The organism is Pseudomonas fragariae (ex Marin et al. 2024), assembly GCF_059621105.1.
On sequence record NZ_CM184369.1, the window covers coordinates 108,662 to 125,747 of the forward strand.

At 50.1% G+C, this 17,086-nt stretch carries 14 protein-coding genes, 1 tRNA gene and 3 pseudogenes; 9 read left to right on the forward strand and 9 right to left on the reverse strand.

The annotated features are described in order from the left end of the window. Positions 1-20 precede the first annotated feature (20 nt). Positions 21-1,289, reverse strand: a complete 1,269-nt coding sequence (locus tag AC54XV_RS00485; protein WP_496717597.1) for an FAD-dependent monooxygenase — start codon at positions 1,287-1,289, stop codon at positions 21-23. Positions 1,290-1,429: 140 nt separating this feature from the next. Here AC54XV_RS00485 and AC54XV_RS00490 point away from each other — a divergent pair. Continuing rightward, positions 1,430-1,506: transfer RNA gene (locus tag AC54XV_RS00490), tRNA-Arg, on the forward strand. Positions 1,507-2,002: 496 nt separating this feature from the next. Further along, on the forward strand, positions 2,003-3,112 hold the full coding sequence (locus AC54XV_RS00495) for a hypothetical protein (RefSeq protein ID WP_024641040.1): 1,110 nt from the start codon (positions 2,003-2,005) through the stop codon (positions 3,110-3,112). 123 nt (positions 3,113-3,235) lie between these two features. Here AC54XV_RS00495 and tnpB read toward each other — a convergent pair whose 3' ends face one another. The 4 genes from tnpB to AC54XV_RS00515 form a co-directional block, all read right to left on the reverse strand. Then, the gene (gene tnpB / locus AC54XV_RS00500) at positions 3,236-3,493 is read right to left on the reverse strand and encodes an IS66 family insertion sequence element accessory protein TnpB (RefSeq protein WP_024641039.1); all 258 of its coding nucleotides are present in this window, start codon (positions 3,491-3,493) and stop codon (positions 3,236-3,238) included. Positions 3,494-4,008: 515 nt separating this feature from the next. After that, on the reverse strand, positions 4,009-5,406 hold the full coding sequence (locus AC54XV_RS00505; RefSeq protein ID WP_152532955.1) for a hypothetical protein: 1,398 nt from the start codon (positions 5,404-5,406) through the stop codon (positions 4,009-4,011). Next, positions 5,406-6,566 carry a UvrD-helicase domain-containing protein gene (locus tag AC54XV_RS00510; RefSeq protein WP_024641038.1) on the reverse strand — a complete coding sequence of 387 codons (1,161 nt, stop codon included), beginning with the start codon at positions 6,564-6,566 and terminating at the stop codon, positions 5,406-5,408. Before AC54XV_RS00510 ends, AC54XV_RS00505 begins: the two co-directional genes overlap by 1 nt. Positions 6,567-6,569: 3 nt before the next feature. Continuing rightward, a complete protein-coding gene (locus tag AC54XV_RS00515; protein WP_496717600.1) occupies positions 6,570-7,973 on the reverse strand; it encodes a serine/threonine protein kinase in 1,404 nt (467 codons plus the stop codon). Between the two features lie 39 nt (positions 7,974-8,012). On the opposite strand from AC54XV_RS00515, the gene AC54XV_RS00520 reads away from it, so the two are divergent. From AC54XV_RS00520 to AC54XV_RS00530, 3 genes and pseudogenes are all read left to right on the forward strand, one after another. After that, a complete protein-coding gene (locus tag AC54XV_RS00520) occupies positions 8,013-8,990 on the forward strand; it encodes an IS5 family transposase (protein WP_024651015.1) in 978 nt (325 codons plus the stop codon). Positions 8,991-9,411: 421 nt separating this feature from the next. After that, a pseudogene (locus AC54XV_RS00525) lies at positions 9,412-9,591 on the forward strand (hypothetical protein); the annotation flags it as partial. Positions 9,592-9,772: 181 nt separating this feature from the next. Beyond that, complete coding sequence (locus tag AC54XV_RS00530) at positions 9,773-10,426, forward strand: hypothetical protein (RefSeq protein ID WP_320635035.1); 654 nt, start codon at positions 9,773-9,775, stop codon at positions 10,424-10,426. Positions 10,427-10,642: 216 nt separating this feature from the next. On the opposite strand, the gene AC54XV_RS00535 is transcribed toward AC54XV_RS00530, so the two are convergent. Genes AC54XV_RS00535 through AC54XV_RS00545 form a run of 3 tightly spaced genes read right to left on the reverse strand, consistent with a single transcriptional unit; the run spans position 10,643 to position 12,377 of the window. Continuing rightward, the gene (locus AC54XV_RS00535) at positions 10,643-11,014 is read right to left on the reverse strand and encodes a hypothetical protein (protein WP_024642127.1); all 372 of its coding nucleotides are present in this window, start codon (positions 11,012-11,014) and stop codon (positions 10,643-10,645) included. Positions 11,015-11,025: 11 nt separating this feature from the next. After that, the gene (locus tag AC54XV_RS00540; protein ID WP_024642128.1) at positions 11,026-11,871 is read right to left on the reverse strand and encodes an RNase A-like domain-containing protein; all 846 of its coding nucleotides are present in this window, start codon (positions 11,869-11,871) and stop codon (positions 11,026-11,028) included. A gap of 11 nt (positions 11,872-11,882) precedes the next feature. Further along, positions 11,883-12,377, reverse strand: coding sequence for an Hcp family type VI secretion system effector (locus AC54XV_RS00545; RefSeq protein WP_010408113.1), 495 nt, complete (start codon positions 12,375-12,377; stop codon positions 11,883-11,885). A gap of 209 nt (positions 12,378-12,586) precedes the next feature. On the opposite strand from AC54XV_RS00545, the pseudogene AC54XV_RS00550 reads away from it, so the two are divergent. From AC54XV_RS00550 to AC54XV_RS00565, 4 genes and pseudogenes are all read left to right on the forward strand, one after another. Next, positions 12,587-13,439 (forward strand): annotated as a pseudogene (locus AC54XV_RS00550) (IS5 family transposase). A gap of 287 nt (positions 13,440-13,726) precedes the next feature. Further along, positions 13,727-13,942: a hypothetical protein gene (locus AC54XV_RS00555; protein ID WP_496719013.1), complete on the forward strand. Its 216-nt coding sequence runs from the start codon at positions 13,727-13,729 to the stop codon at positions 13,940-13,942. Between the two features lie 210 nt (positions 13,943-14,152). Next, entirely contained in the window at positions 14,153-15,511 is a 1,359-nt protein-coding gene (locus tag AC54XV_RS00560) for an MFS transporter (protein WP_011266195.1), read from the forward strand. A 414-nt stretch (positions 15,512-15,925) separates the two neighbouring features. Continuing rightward, positions 15,926-16,337 (forward strand): annotated as a pseudogene (locus AC54XV_RS00565) (DUF1493 family protein). A gap of 47 nt (positions 16,338-16,384) precedes the next feature. Here AC54XV_RS00565 and AC54XV_RS00570 read toward each other — a convergent pair. Further along, entirely contained in the window at positions 16,385-17,011 is a 627-nt protein-coding gene (locus tag AC54XV_RS00570) for a TetR/AcrR family transcriptional regulator (RefSeq protein ID WP_487213031.1), read from the reverse strand. Positions 17,012-17,086: the final 75 nt, after the last annotated feature.

Genomic DNA, 17,086 nt, shown 5'->3' on the forward strand with positions numbered 1-17,086 from the left:
ATAAACCCACGCCTGTAGCGCTATCGATAATCCGGAAGCGTGAACGACTGCACCGCCGGGGTCAGCGACCTGGCAGCACGCTTGCTGATAAAGGGCGTTGCCACCAGCCGCTGCACGGCGCGCAGGATCTTCACCCCGGTCTGAGTGCGAGGATGGACCAGACGCGGCACGAGTTTCGGCACGCTCTGCGACTTTTTCACCACAGGGCGCAGGACATATTCGTACGAGGCAAGCGCCTCGGCAATGGTATCGGTCTTGGTGAGTTCGCCCGCCAGCACATACGCGCCAATCAGCGACAACGAAGCGCCGACTCCACCCAGCGGCGTGACACACCACGCCGCATCGCCCAGCAGGACCACCGGGCCATTCGACCAGCGATCGATCTTCACCTGACGCAAGTCATCGAACCAGAAATCCTCCGCAGCCTCCATCCCTTCCAGCAGACGAGGCACCTCCCAGCCCGCGCCTGCAAACGACGCGCGAAGAAACGCTTTCTGCTCGGCAACGCTGTTGCCGACCGTCAGGTGGCTTCGGCCCTGCACATTAAAGAACGCACGCGTCGTACCGCGATTGTCCGGACGAACACCCGCACTGCGACCGCCCACCGCGCTATACCAGCGCGCGGTCTGGCTATCGGTCGGCGCACGAGGCACGGTAAAGAACGCGCACGCCAAATCCATCCGGCGCGGCTGGTTCTCGCCGGGGAACACCAGCTCCCGCGTACGCGAGCCGACACCCTCGGCAATGATCAACAGATCAAAACGCTCCTCGCCACCGCCCTCGAACGTAACCGACACGCCCTCCGCATCGTGCTCGACCGAGACGATGCGATCACCGAAGCGATAGAACGCATCAGCAGACGACGCCTCATACAGCAGACGCGCAAGGTCACCGCGCAACACCTCAAGTTCAGCCGTCGGGCCGTCCCCGTCCAGACCAGCCAGATCGATGCGCGCCGCCGTGTGGTTATCCTCATCGACCCACGCAAGCCCCGTCTCGCCGGTGTTGAGCTCCTTCACCGCCTGCTCAAGCCCCATCAGGCGCAAGACCTCCCGAGCCGCGCCCCGCACATCCACATTCTGCCCGCCATCGCGAAAGGCAGGCGCCTGCTCGACAACCGTGACATCGCAATCGCGCTGCGTCAGCCACCAGGCCGCGGCACACCCCGCGATACTGGCCCCGGTAATAAGAACGCGGCACGGGCTGCGCTCGATGCTTTTGAACTGATTGATAAGAGGCCCTCGGTGAGAACGATCTGACGGAGTGGTATGGGGAGCATCATGCACCATCACGCAGCCGTGCCGGAAGCGCAGGTCTGATCCTTTGTGGGTGGAGGTGGGTGTGGGGTGATGAAAGGCGGATGATTTGTGTCGCACACCGCCCGCAACTGGACGCCCCGTACCCATGTGAGTATCATGGCGCCCGCGTCGCACCAGTAGCTCAGCTGGATAGAGTACTGCCCTCCGAAGGCAGGGGTCGTGGGTTCGAATCCCGCCTGGTGCACCATATTTTGCAGTCTGGATATGTCTTGAGTTGTGGACAGTCTATGAAATGCCCGAAGCCCGCCTTGTGCGGGCTTTTTTGTTTTTGCACAAAATGAACAATCTAGGCCCTAGCACACAACCTCGTGAAAACATGACACCAAATCTGTAGCTCCGCTCCTCCCGAGTAGCAGCCTGCTTTCGGCCAAAAGTCGTCGTTTGGATTCCCTATTAAGTTCAGGGCTAACCGATTTGGCAAGACAACTGCCATTCAGGCCTGCTAGCATCTGGCTAATTAAAAGGGATCCAAATTGGTAAGGGATAACATGCTCTGCAGAGTGCACCACATATCTTCGTCAACAGGAGCTTCCCGCTCGGATGGCAGTCAAAAAACCTCAAAATGGCAATTGCTCAACGTAATTTAGGTCTAATTTTTTGGCTGCTAGCTAATATTTTTTTGAAAAATAAATGTATTCTCATTTCCAGCTTTAAAGAAGCTGAGGCACATTCCATAGGGTTTTATGAACTTCAAAAAATCGCTAATATTCACATGCCTTCTGTTTAGCCAAATCATATTAGCAGACGAGGTTGGCGAAAACATTGTTGCCCCATTAGTTGAAGATGACCTACGACAAGCCAAAGCCGACATAAGAGCTTATGAGCGCAACATAAAAATCCTTGATGATTTGTTGGAAAAAATTCAAAACGCTCAATTACAGAAGACCCCAAAAGGCACCATATCGGAAAGTAATTGGAAAAAAGGGAAGGCGATTGTCGAAAGCTTTAAAGGGAACGAAGTCAATCAGGAGAAATATCGACAAGCTTTAGTGTTTTTAAGCCAATCACTAGAGGGTGCGATGGACGTAAAAGGAAATTTCTGGAGTCGCTCAACGTTAGATTTTTATTTTGAAAGAGATTCTGCGGTGGACTCTGGCTACTTAAAGGCTGCTAGAACTGCTGCTAGTGACGTGATGGCAAAGTATTCAGAAGCGTTTAAATCAAAAAGCGGCCCAGTAGGACTAATATTTGAAGGACGTTCACCAACTGGCAGAATGTTTATAGACGAACGGGAAGACATCGACGAAAATGAACTAGATGCCAACATTTCTGAGTTAAAGCTCTTGATTTCAAAAGATTATGACTCTATCTATTCATCTATTCAAGATGGGTATTTCGAAGCAATTGTTAATGGAAAAATTGCAGCCGAGCTAGCTTTGAAAAATATTCGCACACAGGAAAAAGAGAGCTTGAACGACAAGAGAAAGGCGTTATCTAGCTTTATACTAGAATTCAAAAAGCTAGAGAAACAAGATGAGGCTCGCCGCGAAAGCACAGACATTAGACTAGTATATGCTGTTTATGGAATGATAGGTGTATTGCTATTTCTGTTTCTTGGGTTAAAAGTCTTTTCAGATGATGTCGCGAAATCTTTAATAGTAAATAGATCTCTTGTAGAGGTTGTTGGTATGGCATTTATGCTGATTACAATAATTATTTTGGGTACTGGTGAGAAGTTAAGCAAGGAGATTTTGGGTACATTGCTTGGTACTATCGCAGGATATGTGTTTGCTCGAGGGACGGAAGACGCTAGGGCGAGTAGAAAAACTTCTAACTCAAACGACGATATATAATATTTCCTATCAGACCCTTCTTATAAATTATCCGCGCTACGAACCTCGCCTAGCAAAAAATGAGGGCTGGTTTACCGAGCATCTCTGGCGATCAGCTCCACGGCGACAAGGCTTCGTAATCCTCTACCGACGTGTCTCGGATACATTCAACTCTTGCACCGTCAGCACGATCGCCTCATCCGTCTCATCGGGAGACGTTTTGAAACGCTCGGACTCCAGACGCTTGAGCCAACCGCAGAAGCCGTTGCGCTCCCAGTACAAGATTTTCACCCGGTTACTAGGACGATTCAGAAAAACAAAAAGCACGGGGTCGAACACGACGACGTTGATATCCAGCTTGACCCGCGCAGCAAGTCCGTCGATGTATTTTCGAAAGTCCACCGGATTGAGTTATAGGTACACTTTTTCGACTTTGGCTTCGGGTCGCATCATGGGGTGCTGGCTCCTGAAGAGAATTGGGAGCACAGCATAAAGCTTCAATTGTCGATTTGGAATGTGGGGTTCATGAGGCGCTTACATTTGAGCGTTTGGCGCATGCGTCGTCGGTAGAAGATTACGAAACCTTTCTGCCGAGGAACTGCTCGCCAGAGATGCCCCTGGTAAGCCACATCCTCATTTTTTGCTAGGTGGGGTTTGCGCGGATACTTTTCTTTCATGCATTTTAAAGTGGCACAGATTTCAAACGTTCTCAGAAGATCATACATCCTTATCTCTTATTCCTCCCCATAGCGCCGACGGTAAGCTAGAGCCCGTAATAGCTTACTAACTTTAATCCTTACGCTTAATGGTGAGGACTAGCACTAGCTGGTCAGAATTGAATTTAAAATATTCAGGGACAATGAATGCTCAAGCATGTTGTGTGGGTAAGAGGCCGCGAACAGGCGGCCCCTCGGCTATTATTTTTTTGAATCACCTGTATAACTAGTCTTGTTGCGCCCTCGTTTTAAATAGCCTTTATCGTAATCATCTATATAGTGCCGATATCGCTCATTCTCATATAGATGAGCTTTTGTCTTTTCCGTAAGTGATTGCAACTCAACTAATAGATTTTTCAATATATTATTTTCTCGTGCATCAGTTTCAGCCTGCACATTCTTGCCAATACTGCTAGCTTCTAATACTAGTCTAAATTGACAAGCTGCACCTGGAAGCACTTCCACGGAAAGAACTTTGGGCAGCTGTTTTGGCAACTCTATAAACGGGCTTGCATTTCTGTAAGTTTCGGTAAGCCACTCATACTCTGACCAAGACAAATCGGACTGATTAGGCTCGGACCAGTCTAGCTTAGCTCTTAAGTTCTTTTCTACTCCTTTAGCGGCGCGAGTCCATTCCACATCCCAATAACGTGGACCGACCATTCCGGCAATTAGGCCAAACCATACATATACTGATGGAATAACTCTATCTATCCCCTTAAGTAAAAATATATGGGAAGTACTTCTTCCAACCAGAAACGCAGCTGTCGCAAAGGTCGCTGACAAATGAGCCCTTAGCTCGGGGACATCAAGACTAGCCATTTTATCACGCAACAGTGCTCGAAAAGCTACTACTCGGGCTTCAACTGAATCACTAAGCAATTCGGGATAGTTATGTAAGCTACTGCGCTTATCACTGCGGTCAAACAGATCTTTTTCTACTTCTAAACTCCCACCAAAAATTTCAATAACTTTAGTTATTGGTCCTTCACTGTCCCAATGTATATCAATACTATCCCATATCGGTTTAAGATCGTCAATTTTAAGTATTCTGGAAACAAATCTTCTATCCGCTTCGGCTACTTTTAGTCGTTCCACACAAGTTTCATAGAGCATCTTATCATTATGAATTATGGAGGCTCTTGCCATAGTGTTAGAGTACGAAGCCAAACAGCGCGATAGTGGAAGCGAATCAATATTTGTATCGACTTCTCCTTGGGCGAATATTTCACCGAGAATTAAAGATGGCCAACGCTGTACAAGATTAAGTGCTCCTATTTTAGGTGGAAAGGCAACATGGTAACTTTTGAACTCTTTATTAGCTATAATTCTTGAAAATTGACTAAGAGGTGACGTATCAGGAGCATATGCTTTCAGCCAAGCAAAAATTTCAGCGGAGGCTTTATCCGGCAAGACGATAATGCTGGGCAATGCTAGATCTTTAGCTCTACCCTCCTCAAAATATCCTATTGTGACCTCATGAGTTCCAGATGTAGGGCCTTTTACTAAATTCCCACCCAGGCTATTAAACGGTGAAGCGGCCAGCAGCGAATCAGGAAGTAGATCCTTTGAATAGGAATACCATACTAGCTTGGCCATTATTCGTCTTCCTTTAAAAGATCATCAAGGCTAAATAGCTGTTTTTTAGTTAGCGCATGCTCCAGACCCGAAGACGTTTTACCTGTTCTATAAATATTTAATGAGGTTTTGGCCCTTGTAATCCCAGTGTAGCTTAACTTGGTTCTATTGAGTGGGAAATTCGCAAATGCCTCAGAGCCGTATATATGCACACACCTAAATTCTGTACCTTTTGCACTATGCACTGTAATTACATGTATTGGGAATTCACTAACAAAGGACGCATTATCGTCGACCCCGTGTACGCACACTAACTCGGCAATGTCTGTTGAATCAAAACGACTTCTCAGATCATCCCTATCTTCTTGTCTAGGACAGAATATCCCAATCACATCACCTTTAAAGGCATCGAGCTGTATTTTTATTTTTTCAAGCATTAAATCGAACTGTGCCCCCCTTGAAGCACACTCGTGCATCTCAGCCGTCGACTTTCCGAACACTGACTGATCATAGTTACAGGTGTCCTCCAATTTCGGAGTTCCTTTAGAGGGTGGCATAAGTCGGTCCGCAGCCTTAGCTATTTCATGCCCCATTCGAAAGTGCTTATCTAAAACATACGCGTCGAGATTTCCTATTTCTGAAATGCTCATACCATTTCTGTGGTAAATGCCTTGTCTGTCATCTCCGCAAATACATACGTTTTCAGATAATTCTAGTAGCGCGCTCAACTCCTCAACCTTAAGGTCTTGCGCCTCATCCACAAAAATAGCGCTATACATATACTCAGATGGACGCTTTTTGCTTGCTTCAAGTATCTGATTCAATGTTTCAGTTCGAGCCTCATCATCGAAATCGGACTCTTTCGACAGAACCCTCTCATTCAAGTGCTCGAGAACATAATCATATGCCCACGAGTGAAATGTTTTTATTTGATGAGACTCGATTAAGCCTCGCGCAACAGCGCCGCTTCTTATAAAGTCAGCTAAAGTTCGTGTGTATGTTATAAAAAGTATTTTACGTTCTCCGCTACCTATAGTGACTTCGGCCCTGAGAAGGAGCATGTTTGTCTTTCCAGAACCCGGTGGACCAGATAAAAAATATCGACCTCCAACTGGGAGCTCAATAAAGTCTCGTTGTGGCTGACCCATTTGTTTTTTTAGTTTCCACCAATTTGTGTTCACTACTTATATGTCCTTATTTTCTGACAGGATGTCAAAGTTTACCAGTCCATGTGTTTGGCTTTCGTCGCCATCCGCAGCGTCAATGAGATCTATAGCTAAAGAGGTAACAGCGGATATCTCGACGCAAACTAAGTTACCTGCCTCTTCAGATCCTGCGCTGTAACTTGTAGAGCAGATTAATTTTCGTGACAACGGTGAAGGGATCTTGCCATCTCGCTTATCAAATAAAAAAGAAGATAGCTCAATATTAACGTTTGCGCTATAAACCCCATCCTGCCATAAAAAGTAAAGCCTGACCAATATCGAGAGTAACTTACCTGTATCAAACATTAAATCTAATACTTGAACGTGCTCTTCAGCACTATTCGACAATTCAAATGGAAGGTCCGTTTGGCATATGGCGATCAAGTTTTCACGAATCTTTGCTGTGAGCTTGTCGCGGAAATTATCTCGCTGAAAAACTAGCTCTCTTGAATGCCTAGTCTCAACGCTAGTATGACGTACCTTAAGCCGATTTCGTAATGTGACCATCGGGTTTTTTTCTTTACCTTCAAAGTCATTCCAGCTAACCACTTCCAGTCTTGCCTGCATGTCTTTAGTTAGACACTTTGTTGCTAAGGATTTGAGCTTTGCCAATCGCCCAGGATTACCATCTACAAAAGTCGGTTGTTTTAACAATACTGCTTTTGCCACCAACCATCTATTTCCCGTTGCCATTTCTGACTGAAAAATTGGTTCTTTCATAATCAAATCATGTAGCACTGCGCCTACCTGATAGAAATTTAGTGCTCTCCAAAGCTCTTCAGAGGGAGCGTCTAACCTGAAAAGGTACTCAGGAGGGCTGTATTGGGCGGTGGCAAGGAATACCCGTAATTCTCCATGATCTGTTTCATCAGCTTCCGGGCCAGGATCAAACTCTCTGACAACACCTAAATCTAATAGCTTCAAACGCTTAAAGTCTTTAGCTACATGAATATTTTCCGGTTTTATATCCCGGTGAACTATATTTAGTGATTCTAAAAAACGCACGGCGTTTATTAATTGCGCGATGAGCGACGATACTGCGTCATCAGGAATGTCTGCGAGAACTTTTTTTAGCTGAGGCCAAGCAATGAACTCCATTTCAACAAATGCAGTCTCATGCTTCAGTTCGATATTATACGTCTGGACTAAGCTTTGACAATGGTGCCCTATCAATCTTTCCTGTAGAGTGAGTCGGTGTCTTTCTTTTGACCCTTCTTCATTGCTTATGAATCTAGGATCGAAGACTTTGAACGCTCGCTGGCCTTCCGGCGTTTCAACGCGATACACGGCTGCGGAACCACCGGCGGCAAGATAGTGAGGGCTGTGGTACCCACTTTTCTCCTCCAATAACATCGCTAAGGAAACTCTGAAGAACGCTTCCAAATTTGGCAGAATGCCTGATCTCAACCGCCGAGACGCCTGATGAAGCAGATGACCTTCGCCGACGCCGAGTACGCTGGCAAACGCAAGCAAACCCGTAAAGAGCGTTTCCTGATCGAGATGGATCAGGTCGTGCCCTGGAAGGGATTGATCAATCTGATCGAGCCTCATTACCCCAAAGGCGACGGTGGCCGTCCGGCCTATCCTTTAATGGCGGTGCTGCGCATACATCTGATGCAAAACTGGTTCGGCTACAGCGATCCGGCGATGGAGGAAGCGTTGTACGAAACGACGATCCTGCGCCAGTTTGCGGGATTGAGTCTGGATCGGATTCCTGATGAAACCACCATTCTCAACTTCCGGCGCTTGTTGGAAAAACACGAACTGGCAGGCGGGATTTTGCAGGTCATCAACGGCTATCTGGGTGATCGTGGTTTGATGCTGCGCCAAGGTACGGTGGTCGATGCGACGATCATTCATGCGCCGAGTTCTACCAAGAACAAGGACGGTAAACGCGATCCCAAAATGCATCAGACGAAGAAGGGAAACCAGTATTTCTTCGGCATGAAAGCGCATATAGGCGTCGATGCCGAGTCGGGTTTAGTCCATAGCCTGGTGGGCACTGCGGCGAATGTGGCGGACGTGACTCAAGTCGATCAGTTGCTGCACGGCGAGGAAACCTATGTCATAGGTGATGCGGGCTACACCGGCGTGGACAAGCGTGCGGAGCATCAGGATCGCCAGATGATATGGTCAATTGCGGCCCGTCCAAGTCGTTACAAAAAGCATGGCAAGACCAGTTTGATCACACGGGTATACCGCAAGATCGAGTTCGCGAAAGCCCAGGTCCGAGCGAAGGTTGAACATCCATTTCGCGTGATCAAGCGCCAGTTTTGTTACACGAAAGTGCGGTTTCGCGGGCTGGCTAAAAACATCGCGCAACAGGCCACACTGTTTGCCCTGTCGAACCTTTGGATGGCGCGAAAACGGCTGCTGGCCACGGGAGAGGTGCGCCCGTAATGCGGAAAAACGCCTTGGAAAGGTGCTGTTCGAGACAAACTCGACGAGTTAAAAACGGAAAACGTCTGATTATTTGATCGGCTGAGTTTTTTGAACCTCAGGCCATGAGAGCATCAAAAATTGATGCCTACTTCAGAGTATCCCTAAGCGTTTACTCAAATCATCAATCGTGTCTTGAGATAAATCTGGCATTCCATGCTCCACTGTCAGTCTGTCAGGCTATGTGGGTAATAGTTACGTCGAGTTCGCCTTTCAGATTTCAACCGCGCAATGCTACGAGCGATGGTTCTGAATATGTATCAGTTCTCCTAAGCTTGTCCATATGAATGCGAAAAAGCATCCTTTTTTGAGGGATAAACCGGTCTGAGAGGCAATGTTTAAGCTGCCTCAGGGCAGGATGTGTTGCTATAGTAAGCCCTGTATGGTCCCGATTCGTCAGAACAACCGTGTTGTTCGCGCGCAGAACAGCTCCATCCAAACCAAAGGCGGCGATGTGCTGATCAATACCCAAGTGCAGGGGAAGTGGTTCTGGGCCTGGGTCCTGAACGGCTATACCACCACCGTTTCTGGTGACGTGATCAAGCTGAAAACCGCTAAGTAAGCGCCGTTCGGTTTCAGAAAGCCCGGTTCGCCGGGCTTTTCTGTTTCCGGTTATCGGCGGATGCGCTGCCGGGCGGTGGTGTAAGAGCAGATACGCATCGTTGCCAGCAGCTAAAAGGTTTAGCATTCAGCCCATCTCCAGATGTGAAGTTTCTGCATGACAGCCTTCCACCTCAAGTCCGATGACCTCGGCGCTGGTCATGCTGTTTCTCAGCCTCGAGCAAGGCGCCCAATTCGCCTCGATGGCGGTGCCCGGCGCACTGGCCGGGCTGGCGGCGATTCAGGCGACTTACCTGTTTTATTTCCTGATCACTCGGCACGTTTCGGCGCTGACGGGATGCGTCCTGGCCTTGGCGGTGTATGGCGCGACGGCCTTTGTGATGAACCTGTTGGGCTTACTGGCGCTGTCGATCATTTGCACGCTGCTGATGGTTGCATTGATCATCGTTGCCACCTCGAAACAGGCACCGCCGGACCTAGCGTCATACGTGGCACTGCCGCGCTGGGTCATTCCGATGCGCATGCTGACGGCCACGCTTCTGCTGCTGGCGATTACCGCAAGCGCTACCTGGCTCGGGCCGGTGGTCAGTGGACTGCTGGCGCCCATCCCGGTGATCGCCTGGCCGCTTGCAGTGTTCGTCCATGTGCAAGGCGGGCGTTATGAACTGGCGGCGATAATCCGCGGCAATGCCATTGGCGCCGTCGGGGTGGTGAGTTTCTACCTGACCCTCAGGTACTCCATATTGCAATGGGGCGTGCTTCTGTCTATCGCGGCTGCCGTTTTGCTGGCTGTCGTGGTGACGGCTGGGTTAGCTCGGTTGTTGGCGAAGCGGTAGGGCTTGTAGTTGCTCCGCCTAAGTCGTGCATGCATCAGTGTGGTATTTCAGAAGCATCCCACTAGGGATTTTCCTGTTCGTGGCCGTCTTGGCTGCTGCATCCGGGCCTTTAGGAGGCGCTGACGCCTGATGAACTCAAAAATAGCTTCCAAGACGATAATCTGCAACGTGCAGCGTCTGCTCCATCGACGCCATTTTTAATGGATTAATATATAATTACTTGCATCCTACCCAACTAAAATATTTAACAAAGAAAGATTTCTTTTTCTTTTCAATGTGCGAGTCTATTGACTTGAGTATTCCGCTAAAAAAAACATGCTCTTCAACACCAAATCTTTCAGGAATGAAGCAAAGGTCATACCATGACAGTATCTCATCAACTGAAAAATCGCCGGACTCTTGGAGCCTTATATAAGTGACTATATCTTTTCTCAGCGAGAGGCTGGAGTAATAAGATTTTTCTGACATCCATTGCTCGATTACCTCTTCGACGGTAAGCTGTCCAGCTCTTTGATCTTCAGGCATATAATCGAGCAATCCATCACTCAACACCTTCATAAAGCTTATCAACTCCATATATCCGCGCATTGCAAAAAACCTCAAGGAATTGGAAAGGCTGTAAGGATGTATCTGGGCATGTGATTAAATTCAACGAATTCTATAATTACCCTCAATTTTGTCATGGTTACGGGAGTGTTTGGCGCTGAACGGTATATGCCCCAACCCACCTCCTGTTGAGCATCGAAATCTAAGACTAGTCGGTTGCTCTTGCGAATAAATTGAGTTTTGGAATACATTAGAATTCTGAGGCGGTTTGCTTTCAATGTTTGGCTAACCGCCCACTCTGCAATATCCATTTTTTCAAACGTAGACATTACAGTCGCCGATCTTACCTTTTTCAGGCGTTGCTGTAATCCGGGAATATCTTTTTGAAAGTGATCCTTTAGTGTATGACCACCCGGATCTTTTCTAGGCACATTTTTTGGCTTTTCACTAACAACAACTGTCATTCTCCCAGCGCGTACCGAGGACACTCGGAATGCGTTATACATAGAAGCAGTAGTCAGGGGAACCACGAACTCAGTAGCTAGACCAATAACCTGACCCGTTTCTCGAGAAGCCCCCAATGCCTCAGCCGCAGTCATCCCTGCTTTAAATGCATAAGAATCGGTTTGCTCTCCTGTAACAATCTGCGTTGACGCGGCTGAAAGTTGGTCAGATGCATGCACGCCCATTGCCACACAACCGACTTTTGAAATCATCGTTGGCTCAGGTAGCGCACATAAGACCCCCGAACCAGCGAGCTCAATAATGCCACCGACGAGTCGAAGGCTGCCAAATATACGGTTAGACATCATCTCCGCGGGCGTAAGGGACTCATGAGAGAGTACCGCCGACATTTGGGCAAAATTGAGGATGACGCGAAAGCTTCCATCATCAGACATAATGCGTTTCCTTACGCAAATGGCTTGTTAGCGGTCCTGTCCCAACCACCAGAAACGATACCCGCACTCCCACCATCAGCACGTCGTTGTTGTGAGTATTCAAATTTGATACGACCGTAATTTAAGGTCACCACTTCGACGGGAAAGCCAGATTGTTCTGCACCTTGCCCACTGACTAATGCAATCAGCACCTCTTCAAGCACTATGTCCAGATACTTGAATTTTTCAGTTCCCGCCCTATGGATTCGGATGGTCACATTTTTGATGTGTGAGCCCCTGCAGCAAAGCTCAAATAGTTTCGGGGTGGCTCTGTCTATATATTTGCTGATCTGAAAATCCCCGAGGGAAACGCCTCCAGCGGTCGCCCCACCACTGGAACTGGCAGTCTGACTGATCGACTGCATTGCGTCGTAGTGATAAGAAAGCAGCTCTATCCAACCTTTGTGTCCATCGTCAAGAGACTCGCCTTCAACACCATCAACTTTCATAAAAGCATCAAAAGACATAATCGTAGCTCCCTGCTTTTCAACATATCAAAAAGAAAATATTAGCCGAATTCTCTCTCAGATTGCCAGCCTAGGGTGTGCTTGGTCTGATTGCACGTTAAGAGCTGTGTACGTACCTAGGCTCTGTACGAAATCATCTGAAACTCATTTGAACCCAGTAAGCGTCGGGAGTCAGTAAAGTCCGCGTCCATCAACGGCAGGAGCCCACGATGGCCAAACGGTACGAACTCCCCGACGCAGCCTGGGATTTGGTTGCAGACATATTCAGTGAACCCCGCCGTAACGGACGCCCACGGTCAGATGATCGGCTGATGCTCAACGGCGTGCTCTGGGGGCTCTGCTCGGGTGCTGCCTGGCGCGACATGCCCGAACGCTTCGGCCCATGGTCAACGGTTTATCAACGCTTTCGTGACTGGCGCAATCGCGGGACGTTCGACCAGATGCTCAAGCGGCTTCACATCAAGCTGAATGAGCAATGGTTAATTGATCTGGAGACCTGGATGATTGACTCCACGGCGGTACGCGCAACCCGGGCCTCTTCTGGTGCTGGGAAAAGAGGGGGCCTGAAGAACCGCAACACCACGCCCTCGGTCGAAGCCGGGGCGGCCTGACGACGAAGATCCATATGCTGTGCGACGCCAATGGCGTACCGCTAAACTTTCTACTGTCAGGTGGGCAAGCCAGCGACATCAGCTATGCGCAACCGCTGCTGGATAACGCTTACATCCCGAGTTTGCGCGGTCGCCCCCGCAAGCGCTGTCGCTGGTTGCTGGCTGATAAGGGCTATGACGCCGAAGCGTTGGTCGCTACTGCGACAGTTACTGGATGCAGCCGGTAATCCCGCTACGCACGATGAAGCGCAAGCCTAAACCGGGATTACCGAGACTCTTTGATCGCCCCAAGTACCGGCAGCGCAGCATCATCGAGCGCATGTTCGGCTGGTTGAAGGAGAACCGTCGCATCGTTACGCGCTTCTACAAACTCGCAAAAAGTTATGCGGCAATGGTCCCACTGGCTTGTACCATGCGGTGTTTGAGACAGTATTTTTCGTACAGAGCCTAGGACTCCGAAGGCAGGGGGCCTGGGTTCGAATCCCGCTTGGTGCACCATATTTTTGGTTCGGATGTGTCCTGGATTTCGGACGCTCTGCGAAATGCCCGAACGCCCGCCTTATGCGGGCTTTGTTGTTTCTGGCTTTTGGTGCTGCACGAGATCGTTATGTGCGCTCCGCAAGTCATCGGCGAGAAGAGTGTTGGCCCAGCAAATGGCCCAAGCGAACATGGAACTGAAAGCGGGCCTCGAGGTACGCATGCTCGCCCCCCCCAACCGATGCCAGCAAAAGCCTCGGTATGTTCGACGCCCTGAACGGTTTAGAAGATGCGGCAGCACTGGCACACCGCTCACCGCTTTTCTCACAACCCCAGGAAAAAGATGTATTTATTTTCATACACAATTCGAAACACTTCATCTCCCTAAATCCGAACCCCTCAGGCAATACAACCGGACATATTGTCGCACCACAAAAAATGGCTTGCGGTTGTGATGAATCGTTTCATCTGGCATAAAAGGTAGGCTTCGGGCTCGAAAATCTAGGAAAACGTAGATTAGTGGGTCGACGATAGCTGCTCCAATGTCTGACCCCGCGCGTCAAATAATCAAGCCAGTCTTGCTCGCTGCCCGAAGCGGATGCCTGTGCTATCCAGTCTGCCTTTCAACCTCATCGAGGCCATTCCTACGGCGCGCCCAAACGTCGTGCAACAAAAAGGACCGGAAAATTGAGCGATCAATCCACTCCGAACACTCCACTCGTTAGATTCTGCGACAAAGTTGGTATTCCCTATCCCATGTTCTGGGGTTTTGTCGGCCTGTTGATCTTCATGATCGGCGATGGCGTAGAACTCGGATACCTCTCGCCCTTCCTCAGTGAACGCGGCATGCCCGGCGATGAAGTCGCCATGATCTTTACCCTCTACGGCGTCACGGTCGGTATTTCATCGTGGCTCGCCGGCGCGCTCTCCAATATCTGGGGCCCGAAACGGGTGATGTTCCTGGGATTGATCATCTGGAGCGTGTTCGAAGTGCTCTTCCTGGTCTACGGCCTGCAGGAATTGAGCTATTCCATGATTCTGCTGACCTATGGTTTGCGCGGTTTCGGTTATCCGCTCTTCGCCTACGGTTTCCTGGTCTGGATCGCGGCTTCAACGCCGTCCCGCAAGATGGGCATGGCCGTTGGCTGGTTCTGGGTGGCTTACGCCGCGGGCCTGCCAATGCTGGGCTCTCTGGTGGCGAGCATCGCTATTCCGCTGATTGGTGCATTGCTGACCTTCTGGCTGTCCTTCGCCCTGGTGGTCATCGGTGGTGTGATTGGTCTGGTCGGGATGCGCGAAGCTCATGGCATGCGCCGACTGGCACCGGAGGGCGAGCGTCCGCTGGTGTCGATGGCCAAGAACATCACCATCATGTGGACCCGTCCCAAAGTGTCGTTGGCCGGTATCGTCCGCGTCATCAACACCTCGTCGATGTTTGGCTTTCTGGTGGTCATGCCAGGGTTCTTCATGCAAACCGTTGGCTTCACCCTGGAAGAGTGGCTGCGCCTGCTGACCATCGTCTTTGTGTTCAACATCATCGGCAACCTGGGCTCCAGCGTCATCAGCACCAAGATCGGTTATCGCAACACGATCCTGTGGTTTGGCGCAGTGGGCAGCACGATCAGCACGCCGCTGTTCTTCTTCATGCCACAGGCGTTTCCGAACGACTTCCTGATCGCCTCGATCTTCGGCGCCTTCTACGGCCTGACCCTGGCGTGCTTCGTGCCGCTGTCGGCGCTCGCCCCTGCTTTGGCACCGAACAACAAAGCGGCCGCCTTGTCGGTGTTGAGCCTGGGTGCAGGCGCGTCGACGTGGGTTGGCCCGGCTGTTGTTGCGATCTTCAATGAAAGTTACGGCATTGAAGGTGTGGTCTGGGCGTTCTCCGGTTTGTACGCACTGAGTGCTGTGCTGACCGTATTCCTGAAAGATCCGGAGCCGGTGCATGACCCGATTCTGATCAAGATCAAGCGTCGGATCAAAGTGTTCGCGCCGCGTCTGGATTATCGTTGGGCTCACGCTGAGGATCCGAAGCAAGGTCAAAGCTGATTCAGAGCCCCAGGCTTTGCAGGAAAGAGCCGCCGCAGAGTGCATATGCACTCTGCGGCGGCTTGGTTTTATTTGCGTGATTCATGCCTGGGCACTCTGTTGAAATCTAGATGTGTTTTGGACAGTGGACTGAAGTGCCCAAAGCCCGCCTTGTGCGGTTTTTTTGTTTTTAGTGCGCTGGAAAAACGGGGCTGAACATGCAGTGGACGCGATCTATTTCAGTGACACGCGCACCCATTTGCAAGGGAGACACCGCCCCCGACTCCGCAGAATGCCGTCAGCGTGAAAGCATCTTGTCGAGCAACTCCAGGCGCTGTTACCTGAACGCACTGGAGTCGAAATCTAGGACTCATCGGCTATAAAACCGTTGTCGCATACAATGCCATTGTATGCGCTGAGGATCAGGTGTTCTGAATGAATAAAGATAGCGTGGACTATGAGCTGCTGAACGACATAGTCAAGTGTATTCAAGAAGTGTTTGAATTCAGCAAGGGTGCATTTGAAACTCTCAGCCTGGCCACTGATATTAACCGTGAGCTGGGCATCGAAGGGGATGATGCCCGAGTTCTTTGAGCGTTTTTCCATAAATATAGATAACTATGATCCCTACAGGTATTTCGTACCTGAGGGATATGATTTTTTTTCCTTCAGGCGAAGCAAGGACAGGCGCGGCAAGATTCCTATAACTTTGGGTATGCTGTATTTGGCTGCTAAAGCAAAAGTCTGGAACACACAGGAATTAGAAGGCGTAGAGTTTAGTCCTGCTCCGCTTTATAACTGCACGTCTGAGATTCCTTTGGAAGGATATAAGATACATGATAAGTAGAGCCCCCCATACGCTCCCGATGACTGCTCCTAGCCCTTTGTTATCCCTCACCCCAACAACCCAGCACCCCCAACCATCTTCACCCCCCACTCCACCCGCTCCGGAATACCCTGAATCAACACCCCCCGATCCTCCCCCAGCAGCGCTCTAAGCTGATGGGGAGCGAACACCAGATCAATGAATTGACGGGCCAGTGCGTCAGGGTCGGTGGGTTGGTCCGGGCCTGCCAATATCGCCGAACGTACTCTGATGAAACCGCCTTCCCATCCGATGCGGTTGACCTCAGCCGCCAGCAGCGGGGTGCGGTTAGAGGTGGCGATCACCAGGCGCATCATGGCCAGGGTATCGGCTTGCAGCGCATGTTCGAGGATGCCGTGGCCCACGTGCCGCAGACGGCCTTCGAGGGGGAGCGCGGGAGTTGTTTCGGCGGGCACCAGCAAGGTGGCTACGTGGCGTCGTACCACGGCTTCGAACAGCGCTTCTTTGTTGGCGTAGCGGGCATAGAGGGTGGCTTTGCTGGCACCGGCGGCGCGGGCGATGTCTTCGCATGAGGTGCCTTCGAAACCACAGGCCAGAAAGCGCTGCAGCGCGGCATCCAGCAATCGACGCTCCGCCTCGCCCGCCTGGTCTTGCCTGGGCCTGCCGCCTTTGGATTTGGTCTTGATCGCTGTCATGGCCGGCAAATTACAGCCCGCTTGTTTGTTCGTCAACTAAACGGTAACGTTCAGTTAAATGGAAGCAGGTGAACG

Bases quoted from the DNA above. Each gene is read 5' to 3' on its own strand.
- AC54XV_RS00540 (WP_024642128.1), bottom strand. From the start codon at position 11,871: ATGTCTGATGATGGAAGCTTTCGCGTCATCCTCAATTTTGCCCAAATG.
- AC54XV_RS00530 (WP_320635035.1), top strand. From the start codon at position 9,773: ATGACCTCGGCGCTGGTCATGCTGTTTCTCAGCCTCGAGCAAGGCGCC.
- AC54XV_RS00520 (WP_024651015.1), top strand. From the start codon at position 8,013: ATGAAGCAGATGACCTTCGCCGACGCCGAGTACGCTGGCAAACGCAAG.
- AC54XV_RS00485 (WP_496717597.1), bottom strand. From the start codon at position 1,289: ATGGTGCATGATGCTCCCCATACCACTCCGTCAGATCGTTCTCACCGA.
- AC54XV_RS00555 (WP_496719013.1), top strand. From the start codon at position 13,727: ATGTTCGACGCCCTGAACGGTTTAGAAGATGCGGCAGCACTGGCACAC.
- AC54XV_RS00505 (WP_152532955.1), bottom strand. From the start codon at position 5,406: ATGGCCAAGCTAGTATGGTATTCCTATTCAAAGGATCTACTTCCTGAT.
- AC54XV_RS00535 (WP_024642127.1), bottom strand. From the start codon at position 11,014: ATGCGCGGATATATGGAGTTGATAAGCTTTATGAAGGTGTTGAGTGAT.
- AC54XV_RS00570 (WP_487213031.1), bottom strand. From the start codon at position 17,011: ATGACAGCGATCAAGACCAAATCCAAAGGCGGCAGGCCCAGGCAAGAC.
- AC54XV_RS00545 (WP_010408113.1), bottom strand. From the start codon at position 12,377: ATGTCTTTTGATGCTTTTATGAAAGTTGATGGTGTTGAAGGCGAGTCT.
- AC54XV_RS00495 (WP_024641040.1), top strand. From the start codon at position 2,003: ATGAACTTCAAAAAATCGCTAATATTCACATGCCTTCTGTTTAGCCAA.